This window comes from Aminobacterium sp. UBA4908 (assembly GCF_002398115.1).
Classification (GTDB): domain Bacteria; phylum Synergistota; class Synergistia; order Synergistales; family Aminobacteriaceae; genus Aminobacterium; species Aminobacterium mobile.
On record NZ_DHCG01000004.1, the window covers coordinates 168,810 to 192,580 of the forward strand.

General features: G+C 44.7%; 18 protein-coding genes. All 18 read right to left on the minus strand.

The genetic code is table 11. The features are described from left to right. Nucleotides 1-24 precede the first annotated feature (24 nt). The 18 genes from B4J50_RS05455 to B4J50_RS05540 all read right to left on the minus strand — a co-directional run bounded on the left by B4J50_RS05455 (nucleotide 25) and on the right by B4J50_RS05540 (nucleotide 23,739). A complete protein-coding gene (locus B4J50_RS05455) occupies nucleotides 25-4,293 on the minus strand; it encodes an acyl-CoA dehydratase activase-related protein (protein ID WP_286953973.1) in 4,269 nt (1,422 codons plus the stop codon). A gap of 122 nt (nucleotides 4,294-4,415) precedes the next feature. Further along, nucleotides 4,416-5,381: an ABC transporter ATP-binding protein gene (locus B4J50_RS05460; protein WP_286847714.1), complete on the minus strand. Its 966-nt coding sequence runs from the start codon at nucleotides 5,379-5,381 to the stop codon at nucleotides 4,416-4,418. Further along, nucleotides 5,353-7,044 carry an ABC transporter permease gene (locus B4J50_RS05465; RefSeq protein WP_286953975.1) on the minus strand — a complete coding sequence of 564 codons (1,692 nt, stop codon included), beginning with the start codon at nucleotides 7,042-7,044 and terminating at the stop codon, nucleotides 5,353-5,355. The genes B4J50_RS05460 and B4J50_RS05465 overlap by 29 nt, the downstream gene beginning before the upstream one ends. Next, nucleotides 7,022-8,044, minus strand: a complete 1,023-nt coding sequence (locus B4J50_RS05470; RefSeq protein WP_286953977.1) for an ABC transporter substrate-binding protein — start codon at nucleotides 8,042-8,044, stop codon at nucleotides 7,022-7,024. Before B4J50_RS05470 ends, B4J50_RS05465 begins: the two co-directional genes overlap by 23 nt. A 294-nt stretch (nucleotides 8,045-8,338) precedes the next feature. Then, nucleotides 8,339-9,532, minus strand: coding sequence for a homocitrate synthase/isopropylmalate synthase family protein (locus B4J50_RS05475; RefSeq protein WP_286847711.1), 1,194 nt, complete (start codon nucleotides 9,530-9,532; stop codon nucleotides 8,339-8,341). Nucleotide 9,533: 1 nt separating this feature from the next. Next, the gene (locus tag B4J50_RS05480; protein WP_286847710.1) at nucleotides 9,534-10,484 is read right to left on the minus strand and encodes a hydroxyacid dehydrogenase; all 951 of its coding nucleotides are present in this window, start codon (nucleotides 10,482-10,484) and stop codon (nucleotides 9,534-9,536) included. A gap of 26 nt (nucleotides 10,485-10,510) precedes the next feature. Beyond that, the gene (locus B4J50_RS05485; RefSeq protein WP_286847709.1) at nucleotides 10,511-11,266 is read right to left on the minus strand and encodes an SDR family NAD(P)-dependent oxidoreductase; all 756 of its coding nucleotides are present in this window, start codon (nucleotides 11,264-11,266) and stop codon (nucleotides 10,511-10,513) included. A gap of 31 nt (nucleotides 11,267-11,297) precedes the next feature. Next, nucleotides 11,298-12,794, minus strand: coding sequence for a tripartite tricarboxylate transporter permease (locus B4J50_RS05490; protein WP_286847708.1), 1,497 nt, complete (start codon nucleotides 12,792-12,794; stop codon nucleotides 11,298-11,300). A 21-nt stretch (nucleotides 12,795-12,815) separates the two neighbouring features. After that, entirely contained in the window at nucleotides 12,816-13,265 is a 450-nt protein-coding gene (locus B4J50_RS05495; protein WP_286847707.1) for a tripartite tricarboxylate transporter TctB family protein, read from the minus strand. Nucleotides 13,266-13,345: 80 nt separating this feature from the next. Further along, on the minus strand, nucleotides 13,346-14,329 hold the full coding sequence (locus B4J50_RS05500) for a Bug family tripartite tricarboxylate transporter substrate binding protein (protein WP_286847706.1): 984 nt from the start codon (nucleotides 14,327-14,329) through the stop codon (nucleotides 13,346-13,348). Between the two features lie 51 nt (nucleotides 14,330-14,380). Further along, nucleotides 14,381-16,051, minus strand: coding sequence for a dihydroxy-acid dehydratase (gene ilvD, locus B4J50_RS05505; protein ID WP_286847705.1), 1,671 nt, complete (start codon nucleotides 16,049-16,051; stop codon nucleotides 14,381-14,383). Nucleotides 16,052-16,164: 113 nt separating this feature from the next. Then, the gene (locus tag B4J50_RS05510; protein ID WP_024821310.1) at nucleotides 16,165-16,872 is read right to left on the minus strand and encodes a GntR family transcriptional regulator; all 708 of its coding nucleotides are present in this window, start codon (nucleotides 16,870-16,872) and stop codon (nucleotides 16,165-16,167) included. 271 nt (nucleotides 16,873-17,143) lie between these two features. Next, on the minus strand, nucleotides 17,144-18,298 hold the full coding sequence (locus B4J50_RS05515; RefSeq protein WP_024821311.1) for an ABC transporter substrate-binding protein: 1,155 nt from the start codon (nucleotides 18,296-18,298) through the stop codon (nucleotides 17,144-17,146). Between the two features lie 36 nt (nucleotides 18,299-18,334). Further along, the gene (locus B4J50_RS05520; protein WP_024821312.1) at nucleotides 18,335-19,045 is read right to left on the minus strand and encodes an ABC transporter ATP-binding protein; all 711 of its coding nucleotides are present in this window, start codon (nucleotides 19,043-19,045) and stop codon (nucleotides 18,335-18,337) included. Next, nucleotides 19,029-19,808, minus strand: a complete 780-nt coding sequence (locus B4J50_RS05525; RefSeq protein ID WP_286953979.1) for an ABC transporter ATP-binding protein — start codon at nucleotides 19,806-19,808, stop codon at nucleotides 19,029-19,031. The genes B4J50_RS05520 and B4J50_RS05525 overlap by 17 nt, the downstream gene beginning before the upstream one ends. Next, a complete protein-coding gene (locus B4J50_RS05530; RefSeq protein WP_286847703.1) occupies nucleotides 19,805-20,683 on the minus strand; it encodes a branched-chain amino acid ABC transporter permease in 879 nt (292 codons plus the stop codon). The genes B4J50_RS05525 and B4J50_RS05530 overlap by 4 nt, the downstream gene beginning before the upstream one ends. A gap of 12 nt (nucleotides 20,684-20,695) precedes the next feature. Beyond that, a complete protein-coding gene (locus tag B4J50_RS05535; protein WP_286847702.1) occupies nucleotides 20,696-21,562 on the minus strand; it encodes a branched-chain amino acid ABC transporter permease in 867 nt (288 codons plus the stop codon). A 143-nt stretch (nucleotides 21,563-21,705) separates the two neighbouring features. After that, a complete protein-coding gene (locus B4J50_RS05540; protein WP_286847701.1) occupies nucleotides 21,706-23,739 on the minus strand; it encodes a urocanate hydratase in 2,034 nt (677 codons plus the stop codon). Nucleotides 23,740-23,771: the final 32 nt, after the last annotated feature.

Below are 23,771 nucleotides of genomic sequence, written 5' to 3' on the forward strand. Positions count from 1 at the left end.
GATAGGACGTTTTTACAGAAAAAGTTAAGCGAGCCGTTTTTTCTCCTGCCCATGAATGAGAGCATCTTTTGCTGCCATAATTAAAAGTTGTAAACGGTTGTCGTTATTTGTTCGACTTGTACCGGGATCGAGGTCGAGGCAGAGCAAATCCAGCTCAGGGTAGAGCCGACGCAATACACCTTCCACTCCTTTACCTGTAATATGGTTGGCAAGACATCCAAAAGGCTGAAGGCATACGATATGATTGATGCCCTTCTCTAACATATCAATCATTTCTGCGGGGAGTAACCACCCTTCTCCAGCCTGGTTAGCTAGACTGGTGACGCGAGTTACTTTCTTAGAGAGGGCTTTAAGAGTTTGACGAGGCAGTGCGAAACGGAAATTCTTTAAAACGGCCTCTAATTTACTTTCAAAATAACCTGTTAACGTTTCCATAAAGAGATTTCCTAGAACATCGAGTAATCCTGGTTCACACAGATACGCCTTCCAGTTATAGACATCGCTTCGGAACTTCATAAAGAAAAAGGATGAGAGAGGAGGCAGCACTGGTTCAACCCCATGGGCGATAAGTTTATCTACAAGAAAATCTTGGGCGAACTCGTTATAATTTACAAATATCTCTCCCACAATTCCTATTCGCGGAATATCCTCTTCTTTCATGGGAAGCCCATTAAATGTAGCGACTGCTTCTTCCATAAGGTCTATAAGTTCTGAAAAAGTTCCTCTATTTTTAAGGAAATCTCCAAGATGGCGAAGGTATTTCAGGTAAATGGTCTTTGCACTTCCACCTGAAAACTCTCTTGGGGCCGTAGAGAGAAAGAGAGAGGCTAAAAGATCAGCTCCGAGTAAGCCGTAGAGTAGGCCCTGTGCGGCATCTTTTTTAGAGACATAAAATCCCGCCGTTTCAAAATTTTCTACACCGAAAGTAGGGACTTCCACATCGGGGAAACCGGCGCTTGCTAAAGCTTTTCGGGCGAGTGGCACATAATTGGTTGCTCGACACTGTCCCCCAGTTTGAGTGAGAAGAACAGCGGCGTTTTTAGCTGTATATTGCTTTTCCATAAAGGCTTTGAGAATGTCACCAATAACTACAATAGCTGGATAACACATATCGTTATGAACATATTCCAACCCTATGTCTACGGATTGTTGCGTTTGCGGAGAAAGAATTTCTGCTTCTAGGCCTAATCCTTGTAGAAGAGAAGGTAACAAAGGTGAATAGAGAGCAGAAAACCAAGGCATAACGATTTTCTTTCGTGAAATCTTTTGTTCCTCATGGAAGAAAATTTCATGTTTTTGTGAAGGTGAAGGTCGATTGAATTCAAGAATGGAGCGGAGTCGAATTCTTGCTGCTCCAAGATTAGCGATCTCATCTATTTTTATGAGAGAGTAACTGCATCCTGCTTCTCGTACGATAGCTTCCAGCTCATCTCCTGTTACAGCGTCAACCCCACATCCAAATGAGGATATGTGAACTAAATCGAGGCCTTCCTTGGCGGTAGCCTTGGCACCAGCATAGAGACGGTTAGTATAGGCCCATTGAGTGACGACCTTGCAGTTACTGAGACTATGCCCTGGGAAATGTGCTGTTAGGAGGTCAGCCGGTATGGCATCAGCCCCGAGATCAGCGATAAGGTCAAATATCCCATGATTAATGAGAGGGTCCATATGGTAAGGGCGACAGGCTATGGCCAATATATGTCGTTTCGCAGCTCTGCTTTCATCGAGAGCTTTTTGGGCTTCCTCTCGTACCGTTTTTTCGTAATGTTGTTGAGCATGGAGAGCCATTTTAAAAGCAACTGCCACACGATGCCTGTTTATTCCCAAGAACTTCCCATACTCGTGGACTTGTTTATTGAAAAGGACGAGTTTTCTTAAGGAAAAAACAGGGCTATCCAAGGGGATGTGATATTGCCCTTCGGGGTCGAGAGCGCTTCTGATTACATCGGCGTAGCTACAGACGACAGGGCAATTATAGCTGTTATTTGCTGTTCTAATTTCATTCCGCTCATGAACAATAATAGGCATAAAGATACGGTCTACTCCCATTTCCGTAAGGGCTACAATATGACCGTGAGCAAGTTTTGCCGGGAAGCAGATGTTTTCAGCCATAACGGACGATACGCCTCGTTCATGGATGTTTTCATTGGAAGGGGGAGAAAGTACCACTTTATAACCACACTCTCTGAAGAACGTGCACCAGAAAGGATAAAGCTCATACATGCTTAATGCCCTGGGAATCCCAATGGTCCCCGCGGGGGAGCCTGTCGGCTCTGTGGGACAGTTGAAGAGAGTGTCGTAGCGAGTCTTGAAGAAATTATCCCCTCGAGTAACTCTTTGTCCATTATTGAAAATCTTTCTGCATCTGTTCCCAGTATAAAATTTTTGCCCACTTGAAAAAGTAAGGCTTGTTACGGTACAGCTGTTGGTGCATCCATGACAGCGGAAATTTTGGGCGGAAGGTTCTTCCCATGTCTCCAGAATATGGAAAATATCCTTATGTTTCCCTTCCACCGCTTCCTCCTGCCACTGCTTTGCTACATAAATAGCTGCTCCCCATGCCCCCATAAGACCAGCTTCTACTGGCCTTACTACGCGGCGCTTGGTAATGACTTCGAGTGCTCTTAGGATTGCAGGATTTTGGAATGTCCCTCCTTGAACGACAATAACAGGTCCAAGTTCGCTATAGTCACGTATTTTAAGGACTTTATGGAGAGAATTTCGTATTACAGAGTATGCCAAGCCTGCGGCAATGTCTCGAATATCTCTTCCTTCATTAAGAGCCTGCTTCACGCTTGAGTTCATAAAAACCGTACATCGAGTTCCAAGATCGCAAGGGTGTCCAGCTTCGCAAGCATATTGAGCAAAAGATTCCATAGAAAGCCCCAGAGACTCGGCAAATGTTTGGATAAAGCTTCCACACCCAGAAGAACAGGCTTCATTGAGTTTTATAGTTTCTAGGTGGTTGTCTTTGATGCTCATGGCCTTCATGTCTTGTCCACCGATATCGAGAATAAAAGAGACGTTGGGGCATAGGGTGCGAGCCGCGATAAAATGCGCCATAGTTTCTACAAGGCTATGGTGAAGGTCCAAAGCTTTCCTGATTAAATCTTCCCCGTAACCAGTACTGGCTCCTGCCACAATAGAGAGGTCTTCTCGATGGTTTCCCATGAGAGTTTTCTTAAAACTGGTCATGGCACGATGGGTAATTCCCAGAACATCCCCTTTATTTGTTTCATAGTGGGAAAGAACCATCTTGTGATTTTTGTCTATGAGGACGAGTTTTGTAGTAGTGGAACCAGAATCTACACCAAGAAAGAGAGGCCCCTCTGCTTTTTGGACTGAAACGGAAGGAAGGGCGTATTGTCTGTGACGTTCTTCCCAAAGGAATCTCTCTTTTTTGCTCTCGAATAGAGGAGGTAAATCCGTCCTAATGATATGGATATGCCCCGATTTTTCTGATAAACGAGATATAAGTTTGCCCAAAGATACGCTATTTTTCTCGTTGCTTTCATGAAAAAGGGCAGTGCCGAGGGCTGGCAATAATCTGGGATGGTCATATGCAGCAATGTCGTGATTTTGATCAAGGCCCAGATAAGAGATGAAAGACTGGCGCAAGCCGGGGAAGAAGGAAAAGGGGCCGCCGGCAAAGAGTACTTGACCGCGAATGGCTCTCCCACGAGAGAGTGAGGAGAGAACATGAAGGGCAATAGACTTAAAGACAGAGGCGACAATATCCTCCGGTTTAGCTCGTTGTGCCAGAAGAGACTGAATATCTGTTTTGGCAAAAACTCCACATCGAGAGGCAATAGTGTAAATAGCTTTCCCTTTGGAAGAGAGAGTGTTGAGAGAATCGAGACCAACACCTAACAACGATGCAATTTGATCGATAAAAGCTCCTGTCCCACCGGCGCAAGCTCCATTCATGTTCATATCGGGGTTGAGGTTATCGTCGAAGAAGATCATTTTAGAATCTTCTCCGCCAAGTTCTATCATGGTTCGCACTTTCGGCATCCTGCGACGAATATAGCGAGCTGCTGCCACTACTTCCTGCACAAAGGGGAGGGAAAACTGTGAGGCCATATTCATTCCTGCCGAACCGGTGATAGCGACGTCAAGAGCCATATCTCCTAATTTTTCAGCGCATAAGTGAAGAATGGAAAGAAGAGTTCCAGAAGGATCTGTGTTGTGTCGTTCATAAGCAGAAAAAAGCAACTGCCCCTCGGGATGACATACCACAACCTTCACTGTAGTTGAACCAAGATCAATGCCCATAGGAAAAACTGTTTCCATGAATATCACCTGCTTGGCACAGCTACGATGAAAACAATGCTATGCTTATAGTTCTTTAATTGTACCTTCCAAAAGGGTAAATGCACAAGGAATTACAGATAATAGCATGAGGAAGAACGCGGTTAATCTCTTGTGAGAGGCATTTCGCTGCCTTTATTGAAAGAAATCTCTACTTTTTCCCCGTCACTCCTCTGGCGATCTTTCCGGCTTAAAATATCTACTTCAATGGTTTGCCCACTTACGTCCACAAAATAGGTTGTTATGGCACCTTTAAACTGGCGCCCGCTAATATATCCTGAAAGGATGCCTTTCTCATAAGAGAAAGAAAGATCTTCTGGGTGAATGGCTACTTTCTCTCCCCCCTTGAGGGTTATGATGTTGCTTCGTCCAATAAAATCGGCGACGAAGGAGTTTTCTGCGCGCCTATAGATGTCTTGAGGGGGCCCAATTTGTATGATTTGTCCTTTTTCCATAACGACAATCCTATGGGAGAGAGCTAGGGCCTCTTCCTGATCGTGGGTAACGTAAAGGGTTGTAATTCCTAAACTACTTTGAATCTGGCAAATTTCGCGCCTCATACGTACCCGAAGCTTCGCGTCAAGATTGCTGAGAGGTTCGTCAAGAAGAAGAACTTTAGGTCTTGTTACAAGAGCTCTGGCAAGAGCGACTCGTTGCTGCTCTCCTCCGCTTAATTGACCGATTGTTTTTGAGCCGGAGAGAGGGAGTCCTACTTTCTCGAGCATCTCCATTCCCATAGTACAGGCTTTTTCCCGGGGAATTTTTCGAAACTTAAGTCCGTATATTACATTTTCAAGTACTGTCATATGAGGGAAAAGAGCATAGCTTTGAAAAACAGTAGCTGTTGGTCGTTTTTCCGGAGGAAGAGCTGTAATATCGTCCCCTTCGAGAATAATGTGTCCATTGTCTGGCTTAAGAAACCCTCCCACCATGCGGAGCGTTGTGGTTTTTCCACAGCCACTTGGACCAAGAAGAGCTACAAGTTCCCCTTCTTCTATATCAATAGAAAAATTGTGCACAGCATAAAGGTGCCCAAATTTTTTATCGAGTCGCTTCAATTGAAGGTACATGGTTTCTCCTCACTTTTTTAGACGAATTCTTTCCCTTGTGAAGCAAAACATAAGAGAAAGCAGCGTTAATGATCATTACCACAATAATAATAACGGAGGCCATAACAGACCCTACTCCTATATCCCCTTGTTGTATGGCATCGAACATTTCGACGGTGGCAACTTTTGTATAAGGGGTAATTAAGAAAATAATGCCACCAATAGTAGTCATAGTAAAAGTAAAGGTGTTAATGAAACTTACCAAAAAAGTAGATTTTAAGAGAGGCAGAATAACATCTTTTAACACGTAAATATCGTTTCCACCCTGGTCTTTCACGGCATCTTCAAGCTCTGTGTTGATTTGATTGAGCACAGAAATTCCACTTTTTATGCCCAGAGTCAACTGGCGGTAAATACAGTTCGTGATAACAAGGAAGCCAGTTCCTAGAAAAAACTCTGGTAACCAGTTAAAGGCGAGAAGGTAGGCAATCCCGAAAAATGGACCCGGTAAAATAAAAGGGAGGTCGGCGATGAAATCAATGACTCTTGCCATAGGCCTATTCTTTCTTCCTAAAAACCAGGCGAGAAGGACTCCCATAATGCCTGCTGTCAGCGCTGCTATTACAGAGTATTGGATGCTGCGAATAAGGCTGCTGAGTTTGGCGAGCTTCAAGATTTTTATATGCTGAAGGGTGAAAGAAAAGTTCACTCCCCAGGTTTTTGTAAAAGCACCACAGAAAATAGTTCCATACTTCATAAGTTCAAAGAAAACAAATCCCCATGTACCAATAAAGACTATACAGTTGACCCATAAAGGCAATCCAAGTAAGTCTTCATCTACGCTTGCTGTTTTTGGAGAAAACATGGGAACTTTTCCCAGGATTTTTCTGTACAGAAGGAAGACGATGAAAGCAGGGATTAAAAGAAGCGTGGAAATAGCAGAGGCTTTCGGGAAATCGTAGCTCCCGATGGCAGTCATATATGCTTGCGTAGCTAAAACATTATAATTCCCACCAATGAACATAGGAGTTCCAAAGTCAGAAAGGGAACGAATAAAAACAATAAGAGCTGCCGTGATAATTCCGGGCTTTGCTAAAGGAAGGGTAATGTGCCAAAGAGTATGCCAACGGCTGGCCCCCAAGTCAAGAGAAGCCTGTTCCAGACTTCGATCAACTCCCCGAAGAACAGCAATAATTAGGAAGGCAGCAATGGTGGCAAAACTAATAGATTCAATGAGAATAACGCCATGGGGGCCATAAGGACTCCAATGAAAGCCCAGCAGTTTCCATGTAACGAGCCCACGTCGGCCAAAAAGCATGATATATGCCAATGACGATACGAAAGGGGGAGAAATAAGAGAAAGAAGCAGAACCGCAAGCACTACCTTTTTACCCTTATTTTTTGAATGGGTAACATAAAGAGCACAGCAAAGGCCGATAAAGAGGGCGAAAAAAGTAGTCCATAGTCCTACAAAAAGGCTGTTACGCACAAGAAACTGATTGATAGTAAAAAGATCTCTGTAGTGTTCAAGGCTGAAAACACCATGAACAAAAACGCTCTCTTTCAATACAGCTAAAGTGGGCCAGAGAATGAAGATAAAAACATTAACGGCCAAAAAAAGATAAAGACAAAAGGGGGCATCAAAAGATGCCCCGCAAAGTTTACTGTTCCGCTTTACTGCCAAATTGCTTCTGCCACCTTTCAATGATGCTCTTTCTCATTTCACCGGACTTTACAGCATCGACAACAACAATCTTGGCCTCTTTAAGCCCCCGCAAATATTCTGGGACATCTGCGTCAGGTCTTGTCCCAACTTTGGCAGTGTGAGCCATTTGGACTTCTTGTCCTCGCTTTGAAAGACACCAGTCGACGAAAGCTTTAGCTGCTTCCATATTTTTTGCGCCCTTCATGATAGCAATGGGTGAAATAAAGCCAGGTGTTCCTTCTTCTGGAAAAACTGATACTACAGGGTACCCTTGTTCAATAAGCTTTACGCCACAGTCATAGGGATCGATGCCAATGGCGACTTCTCCAAGAGAAGCTTTATTAGGAGGGGCAGCTCCTCTTTTAGTATAAAAGGGGATGTTAGAGTCGAGTTTATTGATGTACTCCCAACCTTGTTCCTCTCCAAAAATTTGAATAAGGTGAAAAAGGACAGAGTAATTTGTACCGGAGATAGCAGGATTGCTCATAAGAATCTCCCCTTTATACTCTGGTTTCCCAAGGTCTGCCCAGCTCTTTGGCATAGGGAGTCCTTTTTCTTTCATAACGTCTTTATTAATAAGAAAATCCACTGCGCATACAGATAAACCAGTCCAATATCCGTCGGGATCCTTATATTCCGCAGGGATTTTTTCTGATTCTGGGGATATATAAGGTTCGAGGAACCCCTCCCGTGCTGCTTCCACGTAGCTATCGACCCCACCACTAAACCAGGCATCAGCAAGAATTTTGCCTTTAGCGGCTCTCAGACGAGTGAGCACTTCGCCAGAAGACATGTTTAGGTAGTTTACCTTAATGCCAGTATCTTTAGTAAACTCTGCCATAATTTCATCAATACCGGTAGCTGCAATAAAAATACTGATAGTCTGTCCAGCCAAGGTCTTATCGGCACTGGCAAAAGCCATGGGGCCAGAAAACATAACAAGACAGGCGAATAAAAGGGCTGCAAGTACTTTTTTCACGGTGTGTCCTCCTTAGTCTATTTGTTTAAGTAATATGCATTATTCCAAGGACTCATATTAAGTGAAAAGGGAGTAGTAGTCAATATCGCCATGAGTGTTATTCATATGTTTATTATGTGAGTTTTTGGCAGCAACTTTAAATTGCTTCTCTTCCTTATTTTTTGGGGGAGTTATGTACTGTAATTTGGAATTTCTTATCATATAGAATTGAATTATAAATATAGAACAAGAGCTGTCTTGCAAGACAGCTCTTGTTCTAGCGTGTATTGGGAGGTGTGGTGCTTTTGTGTTTCCCTATTGCAATTCTTTTGATGCGATAGCTTTGAACTCTTCGTCTGTAAGAAGGCGACGGTTCTTTATGCCAAAATCCTTAACTCCAGCAAGAATATTCCGCATCTGGTCTTCTGTTGCTTTTATACCGAGTTTCTCAAGATTGACTTCAACAGATTTGACGCCGCTCTTCTTCCCAAGTACTATCTGAGGCTCATTTCCCACAAATTCCGGATTCAGAGAGAACATGGCAAGAGGTTTTTCTCTCAACATCTCAATGCCGATGCCAGATTCTCTGGTGAAGATGCGATCGCCAATAATAGGTTCATTCCCTGCAAGAGGGACGTTGCACATAGCAGATATTTCATCGGCAATTTTTTTGAAGGCTCCAAAGTCTGTGCCGTAGTCCATATTAAACATAACTTTTAGTGCCATGAGCACCTGGAAAAGGGATGTGTTTCCAGTACGTTCGCCTAAACTATTCAAGCATGTGTGGATAACGTCTGCTCCTCCTTCCACAGCAGCGAGGCTGTTGGCTAGGGCCATGCCAAAATCGTTATGTGTGTGGACTTCAACAGAAAGTCCGGTAAGGTTTTTGACCCTGCGTACAAGTTGGAACATGGCTCCTGGAAGGATACATCCTGTAGTGTCAACAACTCCCACACTGTCGGGAGCACAATAGTCGCAAACGGAGCCTAGAAGGTTCTTAAGATCTTCCCAATCAGCTCGGGTTGTATCGTAAGGGAAAAGCACCGTATATAAGCCAGCATCTTTCGATGCTTTGACTGCTTCTTTCGTTTTTTTTGCCACGTCTTCCCATGTCCAGCCAAATTGATAGAGAAGCTTGGGCTTTCCTATAGGAACCTCAATGACGACTCCATGAGCCCCACATTCCGTAGCCATCTCTATATCTTTGACCATAGCTCGGGCAAATGTGAATATTTTTGCTGGAAGATTGTCTTTTACAATAGATTTAATGGCTTCCTTATCTGCCTCGGATACGGCAGGCATACCGGCTTCAATACGTTCAACACCCATATTGGCAAGAATACGAGCGATCTTCAGCTTGTCTTCAGGAGTGAAGACAACTCCTGGAGTTTGCTCCCCATCTCGAAGGGTTGCGTCATGAATTTGAACATGCTCAGGTAGAGCCAATGTTTGACGATATTCTTCGTTGAACGGGCTTGTCCACCAGTTCTCTGTTTGGTAGTGTGTCATTTTATTTCTTCCCCTCCTTTAAAACTTCCGGGTTGACAATATAATCTGGTTTTTCTCCATTTAACACGCGAACAACGGCTTCTGCAGCACCTGTCGCCATCCTATAGATGGCTTCATACGTTAAAGCTGCGCTGTGAGGTGTCATAAGAACATGAGGAGCTGTGAGGATGGAGGAATCGGGACGAGGTGGTTCCTCTGGGAAAACGTCTACTGCTAATCCCCCAAGATGTCCATCACGAAGAGATTGAGCTACAGCGTCTACATTAATGACAGGGCCACGAGCTGCGTTGATGAGGATAGCGCCTTTTTTCATAAGAGAGAGCTCTTTTGTGTCGATCATGCAATGTGTTTCTTCTGTGAGAGGGGTATGAATTGTTACGAAATCAGAACTCTTCAGAAGCTCTTCGAGTTTTTCAATGCTATGAACATCCTTGGGCATCTCTATGTATGGATCATAGATGACAACATTCATTGCAAAACCATCATGGGCGATACGATACACGGCCTTGCCGACCTTTCCAAAACCAATAATGCCAAGGGTTTTCCCATTTAGCTCTGAGAGCCCTATATGGTCTCTTTCTCTAAATTTCCCCTCTCTGATAAGGGAGTCGCTCAGAGTATATTTTTTAATGAAATAGAGCATCATACCAAGAACATGTTCTGCTACAGATACAGCATTGGCATAAGGGGTGTTTCCCACAATAATGCCTGCTTTTGTAGCGTAGTCGAGATCGATGTTATCAACTCCTACACCATGACGACCAATAACTTTAAGATGTGGAAGTTGAGAAAGGAAGTCTCCTTTCAAAGGGGATGTTCGGATAACAAGCCCTTCAATAGAGTCTTTATTCTTTTCGTTGAGTTCTTGCCGTGTAATAAGGGTGTGACCAGCTTTTCGAAGAATGTTGAGTCCATCTTCAGATATAGGGTCATATATTAATACAGTGCTCATAATAGGCTTCCTTTCTGCTAAAAAATCTAATCGATGGTTCGTCCGCCATCAATGAGGATAAGTTGGCCTGTAATATAGCTTGAACAGTCGGAGGCGAGGAAAAGAACAGGGCCAACAATATCTTCCGTTTTCCCAAGACGTTTCATGGGAATTTTTGAAGTCATTTCTTCTCGAACGCCAGGTCCATTGATCAGTTTCGATGTGAGCGGAGTTTCAACAAAACCAGGTCCAATAGCGTTGACATTTACGTTATATTGCCCCCACTCATGGGCGAGCACTTTGGTCATTTGATACACTCCGCCTTTGGCGCTGGCGTAAGGTGCTCGTTTCAGGTGTCCTCTTACAGCAGAAACAGAAGCGGTATTAATGATTTTCCCTGATTTTTGCTGAACCATAACCCGGCCTACAGCTTGTGCGCAATAAAACATCCCGGAAAGGTTCACATTAATGACTTTTTGCCACTCTTCAGGAGATATGTCGAGAGCAAACTTCCTAACGTTAATACCGGCATTGTTGCAGAGGACATCTATTTTCCCATATTTTTTGAACACGGAATCGATAGCAGTATTTACCTGCTCTGCATCGCTGACGTCGAGAAAAAGGAAATCTGCCTGTTTCCCTTGAGATGAGAGATCGCTGGCAAACTGAAGGCCATCTGCTTTGTTTACATCTGCAATAACTACAGTGGCTCCTTCTTCTGCAAAGGCCTCTACCATGGCCTTGCCTAAGCCGCTGGCACCTCCTGTGACGATGACAACTTTCGATTCAAGTCCCAGGTCCATAATAAAACCACTCCTTCGTAAATCTAACTTTTTATGCAGCAGTCAAGTTTTTCTTGCTCTGCTTATGATTCCTGATAATTGGAATGGCTATCAACAACAGACTCAGGACGAGTAAAAGAAGGGTTACAGGGCGGGTTACAAAAACACCCAGATCTCCTCTGTACATAAAAAATGCTCGTCTAAAGTGAGTTTCTGCCATACCACCAAGAATGAAACCAAGTACCACAGGGGCCACACCATAATGCAATTTATTAAAGATATATCCAATTACACCAAAGACCATCATGACAAATACATCGAATAAACTTCCGCCAACACCGTACGCACCTATAGTGCACATTACAAGGATAAAGGGTGTCAACATGTATCTGGGTATTTTGAGCATTTTTACGAAGAGCCTGATCCCGAAATATTGGAAGGCAAACATGAATACGTTGGCCAATAGCAACATAGCAAAAATGCCATAAATAATTTCAGGGGTATCTTTAAAAAGCAAAGGGCCAGGGCGAAGTCCGTGAATAAGAAGGCCTCCAAGCATAACAGCAGTAGTAGAGTCTCCGGGAATGCCGAGAGTGAGCATGGGCACAAGGGCTCCCCCTGTTACCGCATTGTTGCTTGTTTCTGAAGCAATAACACCATCTATACAGCCCTTCCCAAATTCCTCTGGAGTTTTAGAGAGCCGCTTGGCCTGATCGTAAGATACAAAGGAAGCAATGCTACAACCAGCGCCGGGCAAAATTCCTACAATTGTCCCAATAACAGCAGAAGAGAGAATGATCCATTTCCTTTCCAGAAGGGTAACAAAAGAGGGGAACTCTCCCTTGAGTCCCTTATTGCTCGTTAGTTTAACAGAACTTCCAATGGTTTCAGCGTCTTCCAGCGCTTTTGACACGGCGAAAAGTCCAATAAGAACCGGCAAAAGATTGAGGCCGCTGAGAAGATTAGGAATTCCGAAACTATAACGTACCATTCCTGTAACAGGATCTGTCCCAATAAATGAGATAAAAACGCCAATAAACCCGGCGATAACCCCTTTGAGAAGAGATTTAGAGGAGACGCTGGCAATAACGGTAAGACCAAGTACTGCAAGAGAAAAGTACTCTGTTGGTCCGAATCCGAGAGCAAAACGGGCTAGTTTAGGAGCAATAAACATGAGGATTCCCGCGCTGAAAAGACCTCCGATGAGGGAGACGAGAAGGGATGTCCCCAATGCCAGCCCCGCTTGCCCTTTTTGGGCCATGGGATACGCATCGAAAGTTGTGCAAATGGAAGCCGGTGTCCCAGGAATGCGAAGGAGAGTGGAAGAAATGGATCCTCCGGCTGTCCCACCGCAAAAAGCCCCCATAAGCATGCCCATCCCAGCCACAGGAGAGAGCCCGAATGTTACAGGGATCAGTAGCGCTACGGCCATAGTGGAAGTTAACCCCGGCAGTGCTCCGAAAATAATGCCAAGGATAGTCCCTGCTGCAGTAAAAAGAATTGCTTCTGGTTGAAAGGCACCAATAAGGCCCTGAATAAGTGCCGTCATTTTTTATATCCCCCCGCTTCCTTATGGAAGTAATGTGTGGAAAAATTTTGTGAAGAGAAAGAACAGAGCCACTGGAGCGACAGCGGAAAAGAGAAAGATATTTAATACTTTCTTCTTGTCAAATTTTCCATAAAAGAAAAGCCCCAAAGCGCTCATAAACAGAACGGAAGCAAACACAAATCCGAGCTTCTCTAAAAGTGCAACGTAGATGAAAGCGATAAGAAGCGTAACAAATACCTTAGCTCTCCCCTGAAGATCCAATGTAGTCTCTTCGGAAGAAGCTTTCTCTTTCCTACAGGAATAAAAAAGCACCAGAAGGGAGAGCAAAATTATGCCTGTAAGAACTACATATGGGAAAAAACGAGGACCAAGTATAGCTCCAGAAGCATCTTTGATTTTTGTTGTTTGGATTAGAAAAAAGCCAGATACACATATCATGGTAAGGGATGTTGCTATATCGGCCTTACGCATAATTACATTCCTCCTTGGTTCTAAAAAAGGGGCGAGCCTTAGATAGGTTAAGAGAGGGTCGCCCCTTGAAAAGTGCTATTCTATTTCTGTTTTAAACCGAGCTCATCAATGAGAGGATAAATCCAGTCTGCTTCTTTCTTGAGCCAGTCTTCGAAATCATCCCCACCTATGAAGCTTGTTCCAGCGCAAAGGATCTCGGTGATGTCTTTTCTAAATGCTTCAGACTGCTGCACTTTGTCGAGAGCGTCTATCCATGCGGCTTTGATATCTTCAGGCATATTTTTAGGACCAGAAATTCCTCGCCACTGGAAAAGTTTCAGATTCAAACCCTGCTCTTCGCATGTCATAACATCTGGGAAGAGTACGTGGCGAACCTCACCCATGGTGCCGAGAATCTTTACTTCACCGCCCTGCCAGTGAGAGAAAATTTCTCCAGGTTGCTGAACAATAACATCGACGAAACCGCCAAGGAGACCTGCGACTGCTTCTGCTCCGCTGGAATATCCGATTCCGTCAATCTCGATCCCAGCCGTTTTGATGAACTGGTTAGCGGCAAGATAGGTAAATCCGCCAATTCCAGCAAATCCGATACGAAGCTTACCGGGGTTCTCTTTTGAATAGGCAATGAGCTCTGCAACGTTGTTCCAGGGAGCGTCTTTTCCTACGCAAATGGTTTCGTCTTCAACAATGACACGTCCTAAGTTCGTAAAATCGCTATACTGAAAGTCTACATTCCCAATGCCACCTAAGGTGAGAAGGGAACCGTTGGAAACGACAACGGTATAGCCATCTGGTTTACTTGTCATAGTTTTGACATACCCCACAGCGCCGCCGCCGCCAGGGACGTTCTGAACCACTACAGGATGACCGAAAACAGGCTCAAGATGTTTGGCGAGAAGGCGGGCAAACGTATCTGTGGAACCGCCAGGGTTGTACCCTACAATAATGTTGACAGTGGTTTTGGGCCAACCTTCCTTGGCTAGTGCTTGGTTGGAAAAGCCAAGACAGAAAACGAATACAGCGATAAAGCACATAACAATGGATAAAGAAAAACGTTTTTTCATACCTGAATCCCCCTTAATTGTAAAAAATGCTGTGTTTATATCTTTTCTGGGTTATGCCTCATCCCGCAGGATGGCACCCTTCCAGACACTCTCAACTTCTCTGCTGTATCGACGTAAGTATTTGCTGTCTACTTTGCAGGGAATGGGTTTCCAGTTCTTTTTCCTTTCTGCTAGCTCTTCTTCGGAGACGTGTAACTCTAAGGAACGATTTGGAATGTCAATAGTGATCATGTCTCCGTCGTGAACCAAGGCGATTGCTCCACCCTTGGCTGCTTCAGGGGCCACATGCCCTACGCATGGTCCATGAGTACAGCCGGAAAATCTACCGTCGGTAACAAGAGCGGTGCTCTCTCCGAGACCTGCTCCCATTAAAATAGCGGTTGCTCCGAGCATCTCTCGCATCCCAGGACCACCTTTGGGTCCTTCGTAACGGATAACGACAACATCTCCTTCTTTTATGTCACCATTGAGCATTGCAGTGATAGCGTCTTCCTGGGAATCAAAAACTTTGGCTGGTCCAGTATGTTTTTTCATTTTGTCTGAAACGGCTGTTTGTTTTATTACGGAGCCTTCAGGAGCAAGGTTTCCTTTCAGTATGGCAAGGCTCCCTTCTTTGTGAAGAGCTGTTTCGAGGGTTCGGATCACATCCGTATTTGTTATTTTTGCATCTTTACATAGCGTTTTCCACGATTCACCCATGATAGTTTGGGCACTAAGGTGAAGGTGCGATTCCCCAAGTTCTTTTATGACAGCAGGAATTCCACCGGCAAAATCGAAATCCTCGAGGGAGTAATATCCTGACGGTTTTACGTTTACGAGATGAGGAGTTTTTTTACAAAGGCGCTCGAAGTCGTCGGAATCAAGGTGGAGACCAAATTCTTGAGCAATAGCAGGAAGATGTAAAACAGAGTTTGTAGACCCGCCAATAGCCATATTTACAATAACTGCATTCTCAATGGAGTCCTGGGTTACAATATCTCGAGGGCGAATATTTTTTTTCACGAGGTCTACAACAATTTCCCCACTCAGCTTGGCTTGACGAAGTTTTTTAGAGTACACTGCGGGAGTTGTTGTCGAACCCGGGACAGAGAGACCTATGACTTCTGTGAGACATGACATAGTGTTTGCAGTTCCCATCATGGAGCATGAACCGGAAGTGGGGCATACATTATTTTCAAACTCTTTGAACTCTAATTCGGAGAGAAGTCCCTGCTTTACTTTCGCCCCAGCTTCGCGTATTTCGTAAATAGCAACATCTTTACCCTGGAATTTGCCCGCTAACATAGGCCCACCAGTAACAATAACAGTGGGAAGGTTCAAACGGCCAGCTGCCATCATCATGGCAGGCACAATTTTATCGCAAGAGGCGATTAACACGAGGCCATCAAGTCTTTGCGCTTCTGCAATGACTTCGACAGAATCGGCTATAATCTCGCGGCTTGGGAGAACATAACACATTCCAAAGTTACTCTGGGTAATTCCATCGCAAATAGAAATAGTGTTAACTTCAAAGGGAATACCACCTGCGGTGTAGACCCCCCGTTTAACCGCCTCTGAAATTTCCCGGAGATGTTTATGCCCGGGATGCATTTCATTGAATGTATTAATAACACCTATAAAAGGTTTGTGCAGATCTTCTTCTAAGAGACCAATGCACTTAAGATGGCTTCTGTTACCGGCATGGTCGAGTCCATCAACAACATCTTTGGTACTTCGCAACATATTCAACGCGCCCCCTCCATTACTATTGGTGAAATTTTCTGAGTCCTTCAAAGTATCCATTTTTTAATTTTAAAAAAATCCCTTATTCTTATTTTATGTGTTATGAGAAGTTTCTATGATTCGAAGAAATGTCCAATGTCAACAAATCTTTCTTTGTAGCTCATTCGTATATGGGTGATCATTTCTTGGCGAGCTTTTTCAGGATCCCTTGATGCAATAGCATGAATAACACGAGCATGTTCGAGGTAACTTAAAGGTTTTTGGGAAGAAAGAGGGAAAATCTCGGTGGAGCTTGAGTAAAAACTAGAAAGGTAGAATGTATAGAGTTGGGACTTCCAAAAAACTTGTCGGAAAAAACGTTGTAAATAAAGATTCCCACTCATTTGAACAATTTTGCTGTGAAGTTCTTTATTGATAGCTGTATACGCCTTACGATCGCTATTTTTAAAAGATTGTTCTTCTTTTACGTTTAATTCCTTAAGATACGCAATATCTTTTTGAGATATGGATTGAGCAGCTTCAAAAGCCGCTTCACCTTCAAGCAGTTCTCTCATTACGTATACGTGTTTCATGTCTTGAGGAGTGAGGATAGGAACAACATACCCCTTTTCTCGATGGGGATCTTCAAGAATTCCCTCGGAGACGAGGCGACCGATAGCGTGACGTACTGGAGTACGACTTACTCCAAGTTGTTCTGCCAGCTGGGTCTCGTAAACGCGTTCTCCAGGTTTTATGTTATGAGACATGATTTCATCAACAATATATTGTTGAACCATATCTTCTACTTTTATTTTCGAGTGTTTTTTTTGCTCAAGAGACATACTTTTCTCCCCTCACAAAAAAACTATAAAGTAGCCACTTGCGTATCCATTTAAATAATAATCAAAGGAGGGGCTTCTGTCAAATAAAAATCCATACGGCGTGTCGATGCCCATAAACACTGACTTGCAAATGATACGTAACGTCTCTGCCTAATGAGAAAAAGCGAGTCCAATTGTTCTCGAGAGTAGAGCAGCCCGTTTTTTCATGTTTTCTACAAAAAAAGAAAAGGCTCCCGAAAGAAAGTCCGGGAGCCTTTTCTTTTTCTGATCCCTACTTTTCAAGCACTGCGGGGTCGTCTACTGTGTCAAGATAGTGGAACCCCCAATCCTTTACAATCTGTACTACCATGGGTTTTATGACTTCTCCCTGTTCTGTAAACTTGCTGACGCCAGTAAGGCCTTCAAGTTCAGAGGCGGCAATGGCATCTCTGATTTTCTGTGTGTCCAGCTCTCCTGCCACTTTAATACCGTTTATAATGACCATGAAGGCATCATAGGCAGAAGCACCTACCATACATGTATCTACGCCAAAACGTTCTTTGTACTGGCGAAGGTAATCCTGAACAAAAGCTCGTTTGTCATCTCGATCAAGGTTGGTGACAATTACAAAATCTTCTGCTGCTTCCCCGGCGATTTTAATCATTTCTGGGGAGTCGGCGCCTTCCTCACCGATGAAAGGAGCTGTAATGCCCATTTCGCGGGCTTGCTTCACCATTGGACCTACCTGGAAGAAATAACCACTGGAGATAACCACGTCTGGATTGGCTTCCTTGATCTTGGAAAGGTACGCTTTATAATCTTTTTCTGCGAAAGGATAAGCTTGTTCTATGAGTATTTTTGTATCTGGAGCGTGTTTTTCAAGATATTCTCGTGTTCCAGTTGAGAGGGTACGTCCGAAGTCGTTGTCCGCGTGAATAAGAGCCACAGTTTTGGCTTTAAAATTATGAACGGCTACATAGGCACAGGCACGTCCTTCCACGTCTCCAAGCATACCCACGCGGAAGCAAAATTCTCCAGCCGATGTAACTTCCGGGTGAAGGGCATAGGCTGCTACAAAAGGAACTTTCTCTTCTTGAAAGATAGGCGCTACTGCTCTGCTCGGAAAGCTGTAAGATCCTCCTACAACCCCTATTACACTGTCGCGCTCAATGAGCTTATGAGCAAGGGCCACAGCTTCTTTAGGGTCGGCGCGATCATCATAGGTTACAAGCTCTATCTGTTTCCCGAGGATGCCTCCTTCTGCATTGACTTTCTCTACTGCCATGACGACAGAGTTTTTCACGTTGATACCGTCGTCAGCAGCGGGACCTGTGAGGGGAGCTAAAAGTCCGATTTTAATGGTTTCTTCCGCTAGAGCCATACCGCTTAATACAAGGGTGAGGCAGCATACTAAAGCAAAAACCTTGACCAACCGACTGCATCTCATGAACAGCACCTCCAATAAAATTTTTAAGTAACCTACTCAAATGCCCAGGTAGGCTTCCCGAACTCCTGGGTCATTCATGAGTTCCTGAGACGTCCCTTCCATGACGAGGTTCCCAGCTTCCAGCACATATCCTCGATGGGATATCTGAAGTGAGGCGAGAGCGTTCTGTTCCACAATAAGGATGGTGATGCCAAATTCCTTATTAATATGCTGTAATACTTGGAAAACTGTGTTGACAAGCTTAGGCATGAGCCCCATGGATACTTCATCTACAAGCAAAATGCCGGGGCTTGATATAAGGGCTCTGGCAATGGAAAGTTGTTGTTGCTCTCCCCCGGAAAGAGTGCTTCCAGCTTGAGAATTTCTTTCTTTTAAAACTGGGAATAGAGAGTAGATCCAATTCAGGCGTTGTTGGAGATCAATGTGTTCTCTCATTCCGTAAACACCTGTAAGGAGATTTTCATACACGGAGAGGGATGGAAAAACCCGGGCCCTCTCCGGCACAAGTCGGATGCCTTTTCGAGCTCTTAAATGAGCCCCAAGAGATGTAATATCCTCTTCACCGAGGAAAATAGAACCGCTATGAACTGGGACGATGCCCATAATGGCATTCATAAGAGAGGTCTTTCCGGCCCCGTTGGCTCCGATAATGGAAACAAGCTCCCCTTTGTCTACATGAAAAGAAACGCCATGAACAGCCTCCACTTGCCCGTATGTGATATGGAGATTTTCAATGCGCAGCAGCATGATCCAGTTCTCCTTTCCCCAAATATGCTTCGATAACATCTGGATTCAATGTAACGTCTGACGGAGAGCCTTCTGTAAGCCATCGCCCGTGGTCTAAAACCACGATACGATTACAAAGCTTCATGGCCACTTTCATGTTATGTTCAATGAGAAGGATAGAAACACCTTGGGAAACGAGTGAAAGAACAAACTCTTCCATCTTGACGATTTGTTCCTGTCGAAGCCCGGAGAAAGACTCATCCAAAAGGAGCAATTTGGGGTTTAGTGCTAGTGCCCGCCCGATTTCAAGGCGGCGAAGGTCGCCAAGAGGAAGGGTTGCCGATTGTTTAAAGGCATAGCTCTCCAGTCCGACCCGTTTAAGAATAGCCATCCCTTCATCAACAACAGAGGGGGGACGCCATTTATGAGTTATATCCAATAGAGAAGCATAATGCTGGACCCCAAGAGCTACCAAAATGTTTTCTAGGACGGAAAGGTTCGAAAATGGTTTTACAATTTGGAACGTTCGCCCGATGCCGAGACGCGCAATGCTATGGGGAGGTAAACCATCTATACGTTGTCCATCCAAATAAATTTCCCCGGAAGAAGGCTTGTAGATGCCTGAAATCATATTAAAACATGTGGTTTTCCCTGCTCCGTTAGGGCCGATAAGTCCTAATATGTCTCCAGGATGAATCTGGAAAGAAACATGATCCACTGCCTGGAGACCACCAAATTTTTTGGAGATGTTTTCTACGGAAAGAAGAATTGGACGACCCATCATCGGTCTCCCCTCTCTTGGGATGGGAAAAGGGAAAGAAGGAGACTTCCCTTCCCTAAAAGTCCTTGCGGCTGGAATCGGATCATGAGCAGTAATAACACACTATAGAGAAGCATTCGATAGTCTGCTAAAGGTCGAGCGAGTTCGGGAAGGGAACCCAGGATAATAGCTCCCAACAAAGGTCCCCAAAGGGTTCCCATTCCGCCAAGTACAACGAAGGAGAGAAGCATTACGGAAACTGGAAATCCAAAATCTGAGGGTGCGATAAAGTGCATTTGATGAGCGTATAGAGAACCGCCAATCCCGGCGATGACAGTTCCCATAACAAAAGCTATGAGCTTAAAACGTATGGGAGAGATTCCCATGCTTGATGCTGCAATTTCGTCTTCGCGAAGGGCAATACACGCTAATCCCATCCAGCGTTTGGAAAACCATCGGTTTATAAGAATAACAAGCCCTAAAATAAAGATGCAGAGAAGAAGATAACTTCCGCTTTTAAGTTTCACTCCTAAAAAAACGACCCTGGGGATGCCGCCAAGACCTAAAGCCCCACCGAAAAAAGGGATGTAGAGGAAGATAGCCTCTACTATAAAGTTGATTCCAATAGTGGTAATGGCCAGAAAATCATTTCGTACCCGCAAGCTTGGCAGGCCGCAAAGAATACCTACTACAGCACAAATAATAATGACACAGGGGAGAGCCCCCCAAAAAGAAAGCCCGGCTTTCGTGGTTAAAAGAGCTGCCGAATAGGCCCCTATGCCAAAAAAAGCAGCGTGTCCGAGGGATATTTGCCCGGCGTACCCCACAATGATATTCAGGCCATAGGCTACAATAGCCTGAATAGCGATAAAAGTGGCGATGGTAATAGCGTAACTCATAGTTGTCCCCCCTTAGCCTTTTCGACCAAAGAGACCTTGAGGTCTCCACATGAGCACGATAATCATGGCAATGAAAGCCAGGGCATCTCTGGGAAGAGGCACATGGGCATAGCCTATAAGAACAGTTTCTGCCACACCCAATGCGAGGGAAGCAACTACAGCTCCAGGCACGGAACCCAACCCCCCTACAACAATAAGAGCTAGGGCTTTATAGGCAGGGACAGCCCCCATGCCTGGGGAGACAGTATTGTAATAAATTCCCACGAGAATACCTGCCAGAGCTGCAATGGCTGAACTTATGAAGAAACTCAAATCTACTATTCGCTGGCTATTAATACCCAAAGAGCTGGCTACAGCCATATCTTGAGACGCAGCCCGCATGGCAAGTCCTGTTTCTGTTCGAGTTGAAAAATACCAAAGCATTAGAAAAACTGCTGCAGTAATAACATAGATCCCTACTAAGTTTGAGGAGATAGCTATCCCCTTTAGCTCAAAGTGAGGAAATGGAAGGGTTAGAGAATAGGTTTGAACTGTAGGACCGGCGACGAGACGTACCAGCTCTTCCATACCGGTAAATATTGCGATACTGCTGATAAGAGGTACATAGGGAGGAAATTTGAGAAGAGGGAAATACACCAATCGTTCGATAGCTATGCCGAGGCATCCACAGGCTATCATACTGATAAGGGCGGCGAGAAAAATATTTCCTGTTACAGTATATATGCCAACGCCTATATAAGCCCCAGCCATATAAATCCCAGCGTGAGCTACGTGAAGAACGCCGAGAATGCCATAGACTAATGCGAGACCAAGAGAGATGAGGGCGTAGGTGGATCCAGTTGCAAGGCCGTTCAGAATCTGTTCTGTAAGCAAATACATTCCACAATTCACCCCAATACTATGCAAAAGTCATCTTTCAGAAAATTTTAGCACGATGAGTGCGACAAAAAACTTAAGGAAATAACGCGAATATAATTAGCGAAGCGAAGAATTTTTTCTCCTCGCTTCGCATTTTTTATGTCTTATCGTTTTTCCCAGGCGTTTTCTACGGTTTGTTCTATAAGTTTTGTGTTAGGTATGTATGGAAGGGTAATGTGATAGGAATTGTTTTGTGTCTTATTGACTTGAGTCGCTACTTCTATTGCATGTCCGCAGCGTCCCCAGGCGCGGCGAGCGACACCGCCAAGCACGTCCCACATCATGGCAGACTTTATGATTTCGTCAGTTTCAGGGCGACCGTCCAGTAACAGGCCAAAGCCGCCGTTGATACACTTGCCGATGCCTACTCCGCCGCCATTATGGAGTGCACAGAGTGTCATACCACGAGCGGCATTGCCGGCAAAGCAGTGGGAGGCCATATCGGCGCAAATGTTACTGCCGTCCTTAATATTGGATGTTTCGCGGAAGGGGCCATCAGTACCGGATACATCGTGGTGATCTCGCCCCAGCATAACAGGACCGATTTTACCTTCCCGAACAAGTTCATTAAATTTCAGGGCGATGCGAGTACGACCTTCGGCATCTTGATAGAGAATGCGAGCCTGAGTTCCTACTACGAGCTTGTTCTTTTCAGCGTCACGAATCCAGACCCAGTTGTCATAATCTTGACCGCGGCGATTGGGATCGATACATTCCATGGCAGCCTTGTCAGTAGCTCGCAGATCCTCAGGTTTGCCGCTCAGGCAGACCCAACGGAAAGGACCGTAACCGTAATCGAAGAGGATGGGGCCCATAATGTCTTCTACGTATGAAGGCCAAATAAATCCTTCGTACGTGTTCTCCCCATTTTTGGCAATTTCTTTTACACCAGCATCAAAAATGGCTTTCATGAAGGAGTTGCCGTAGTCGAAGAAAAAAGGCCCTTTGTTGGTAAGCCTTTTGATGACCTCGAAATGGCGCTTCAGAGATGCATCCACGTGCTTGCGAAATTCCTCCTGATTTTCGTGAAGCATTTTTGTGCGCTCTTCGAAGGTAAGATCGGCAGGACAGTAACCGCCATCGTAGACAGCATGACAGGAAGTTTGATCAGAGAGAAGGTGGATGTGAATATTATTTTTGTCGGCATACTCCAATAAAGTAACGATGTTCCCATAATAGGCAATAGAGAGAGGCCGTTTGGCTTCAAGGGCCTTTTGAGCCATGGCGAAAGCCTTCTCGGCAGAATCGGTGATCTCGGATACCCACCCCTGCTTGTGGCGGGTTTCAATGCGGGAGTAATCGACTTCGGCAACGATAGCTACAGCCCCGGCAATTTCGGCTGCCTTGGGTTGAGCGCCGCTCATGCCGCCTAACCCGGAAGTAACGTACAAAATACCAGCAAGGTTCTCACGGGGACCGACGCCAAATCTTTGGCGGGCAGCATTGAGAATGGTGTTGAAAGTGCCGTGAATGATACCTTGAGGCCCAATGTACATCCAACCCCCAGCAGTCATCTGTCCGTAGTTTGTCACTCCAAGTTGCATAAGGCGATGCCACTCTTCTTGATTGTCAAAAATTCCCACTAAGAGACCGTTGGTAATAATGACTCGCGGTGCATCTGGCTTAGATTTAAAAAATCCCAAAGGATGGCCTGAAGCTATAACAAGAGTCTGATCTTCAGTAAGTTCTTCCAGATATTTTTTTATGAGCCTGTATTGCATCCAGTTTTGGCAGACCTGCCCGGTTTCGCCATATGTAACCAGCTCGTAGGGATACAAGGCTACGTCAAAATCCAGATTGTTGTCGATCATAACCTGGAAAGCTTTCCCAGCCAAACATTTCCCCTTATACTCCTGAATGGGCTTGCCATAAATTCGTCCTTGAGGCCTGAAACGATATCCGTATATTCTTCCTCGTGTCTGTAGCTCTTTCATAAACTCTGGAGCGAGCTTTTCGTGAAGTTCCTCCGGTATATATCGAAGAGCATTTCGAAGGGCCAGCGCGGTCTCTTTTTTTGAGAGGGTCCAGCCACGATCAGGTGCTCTACGAATGCCTTCAACAAAATCAGGATATTTCGGAAGCTCTGGTTCAAGCTTGATAGTCATGGCCTCAGCAATGAGACTGTTTGTTAATTCCATATGTAACACCTCCTATATACAAGATTTAAAGG

What these genes read in the sequence shown, in the direction of transcription:
- B4J50_RS05525 (WP_286953979.1), bottom strand. Translation starts at nt 19,808, where the DNA reads ATGATGGGTCGTCCAATTCTTCTTTCCGTAGAAAACATCTCCAAAAAA.
- B4J50_RS05515 (WP_024821311.1), bottom strand. Translation starts at nt 18,298, where the DNA reads ATGAGATGCAGTCGGTTGGTCAAGGTTTTTGCTTTAGTATGCTGCCTC.
- B4J50_RS05475 (WP_286847711.1), bottom strand. Translation starts at nt 9,532, where the DNA reads ATGACACACTACCAAACAGAGAACTGGTGGACAAGCCCGTTCAACGAA.
- B4J50_RS05520 (WP_024821312.1), bottom strand. Translation starts at nt 19,045, where the DNA reads ATGCTGCTGCGCATTGAAAATCTCCATATCACATACGGGCAAGTGGAG.
- B4J50_RS05460 (WP_286847714.1), bottom strand. Translation starts at nt 5,381, where the DNA reads ATGTACCTTCAATTGAAGCGACTCGATAAAAAATTTGGGCACCTTTAT.
- B4J50_RS05510 (WP_024821310.1), bottom strand. Translation starts at nt 16,872, where the DNA reads ATGTCTCTTGAGCAAAAAAAACACTCGAAAATAAAAGTAGAAGATATG.
- B4J50_RS05495 (WP_286847707.1), bottom strand. Translation starts at nt 13,265, where the DNA reads ATGCGTAAGGCCGATATAGCAACATCCCTTACCATGATATGTGTATCT.
- ilvD (WP_286847705.1), bottom strand. Translation starts at nt 16,051, where the DNA reads ATGTTGCGAAGTACCAAAGATGTTGTTGATGGACTCGACCATGCCGGT.
- B4J50_RS05480 (WP_286847710.1), bottom strand. Translation starts at nt 10,484, where the DNA reads ATGAGCACTGTATTAATATATGACCCTATATCTGAAGATGGACTCAAC.
- B4J50_RS05500 (WP_286847706.1), bottom strand. Translation starts at nt 14,329, where the DNA reads ATGAAAAAACGTTTTTCTTTATCCATTGTTATGTGCTTTATCGCTGTA.
- B4J50_RS05490 (WP_286847708.1), bottom strand. Translation starts at nt 12,794, where the DNA reads ATGACGGCACTTATTCAGGGCCTTATTGGTGCCTTTCAACCAGAAGCA.
- B4J50_RS05485 (WP_286847709.1), bottom strand. Translation starts at nt 11,266, where the DNA reads ATGGACCTGGGACTTGAATCGAAAGTTGTCATCGTCACAGGAGGTGCC.
- B4J50_RS05530 (WP_286847703.1), bottom strand. Translation starts at nt 20,683, where the DNA reads ATGAGTTACGCTATTACCATCGCCACTTTTATCGCTATTCAGGCTATT.
- B4J50_RS05455 (WP_286953973.1), bottom strand. Translation starts at nt 4,293, where the DNA reads ATGGAAACAGTTTTTCCTATGGGCATTGATCTTGGTTCAACTACAGTG.
- B4J50_RS05535 (WP_286847702.1), bottom strand. Translation starts at nt 21,562, where the DNA reads ATGTATTTGCTTACAGAACAGATTCTGAACGGCCTTGCAACTGGATCC.
- B4J50_RS05540 (WP_286847701.1), bottom strand. Translation starts at nt 23,739, where the DNA reads ATGGAATTAACAAACAGTCTCATTGCTGAGGCCATGACTATCAAGCTT.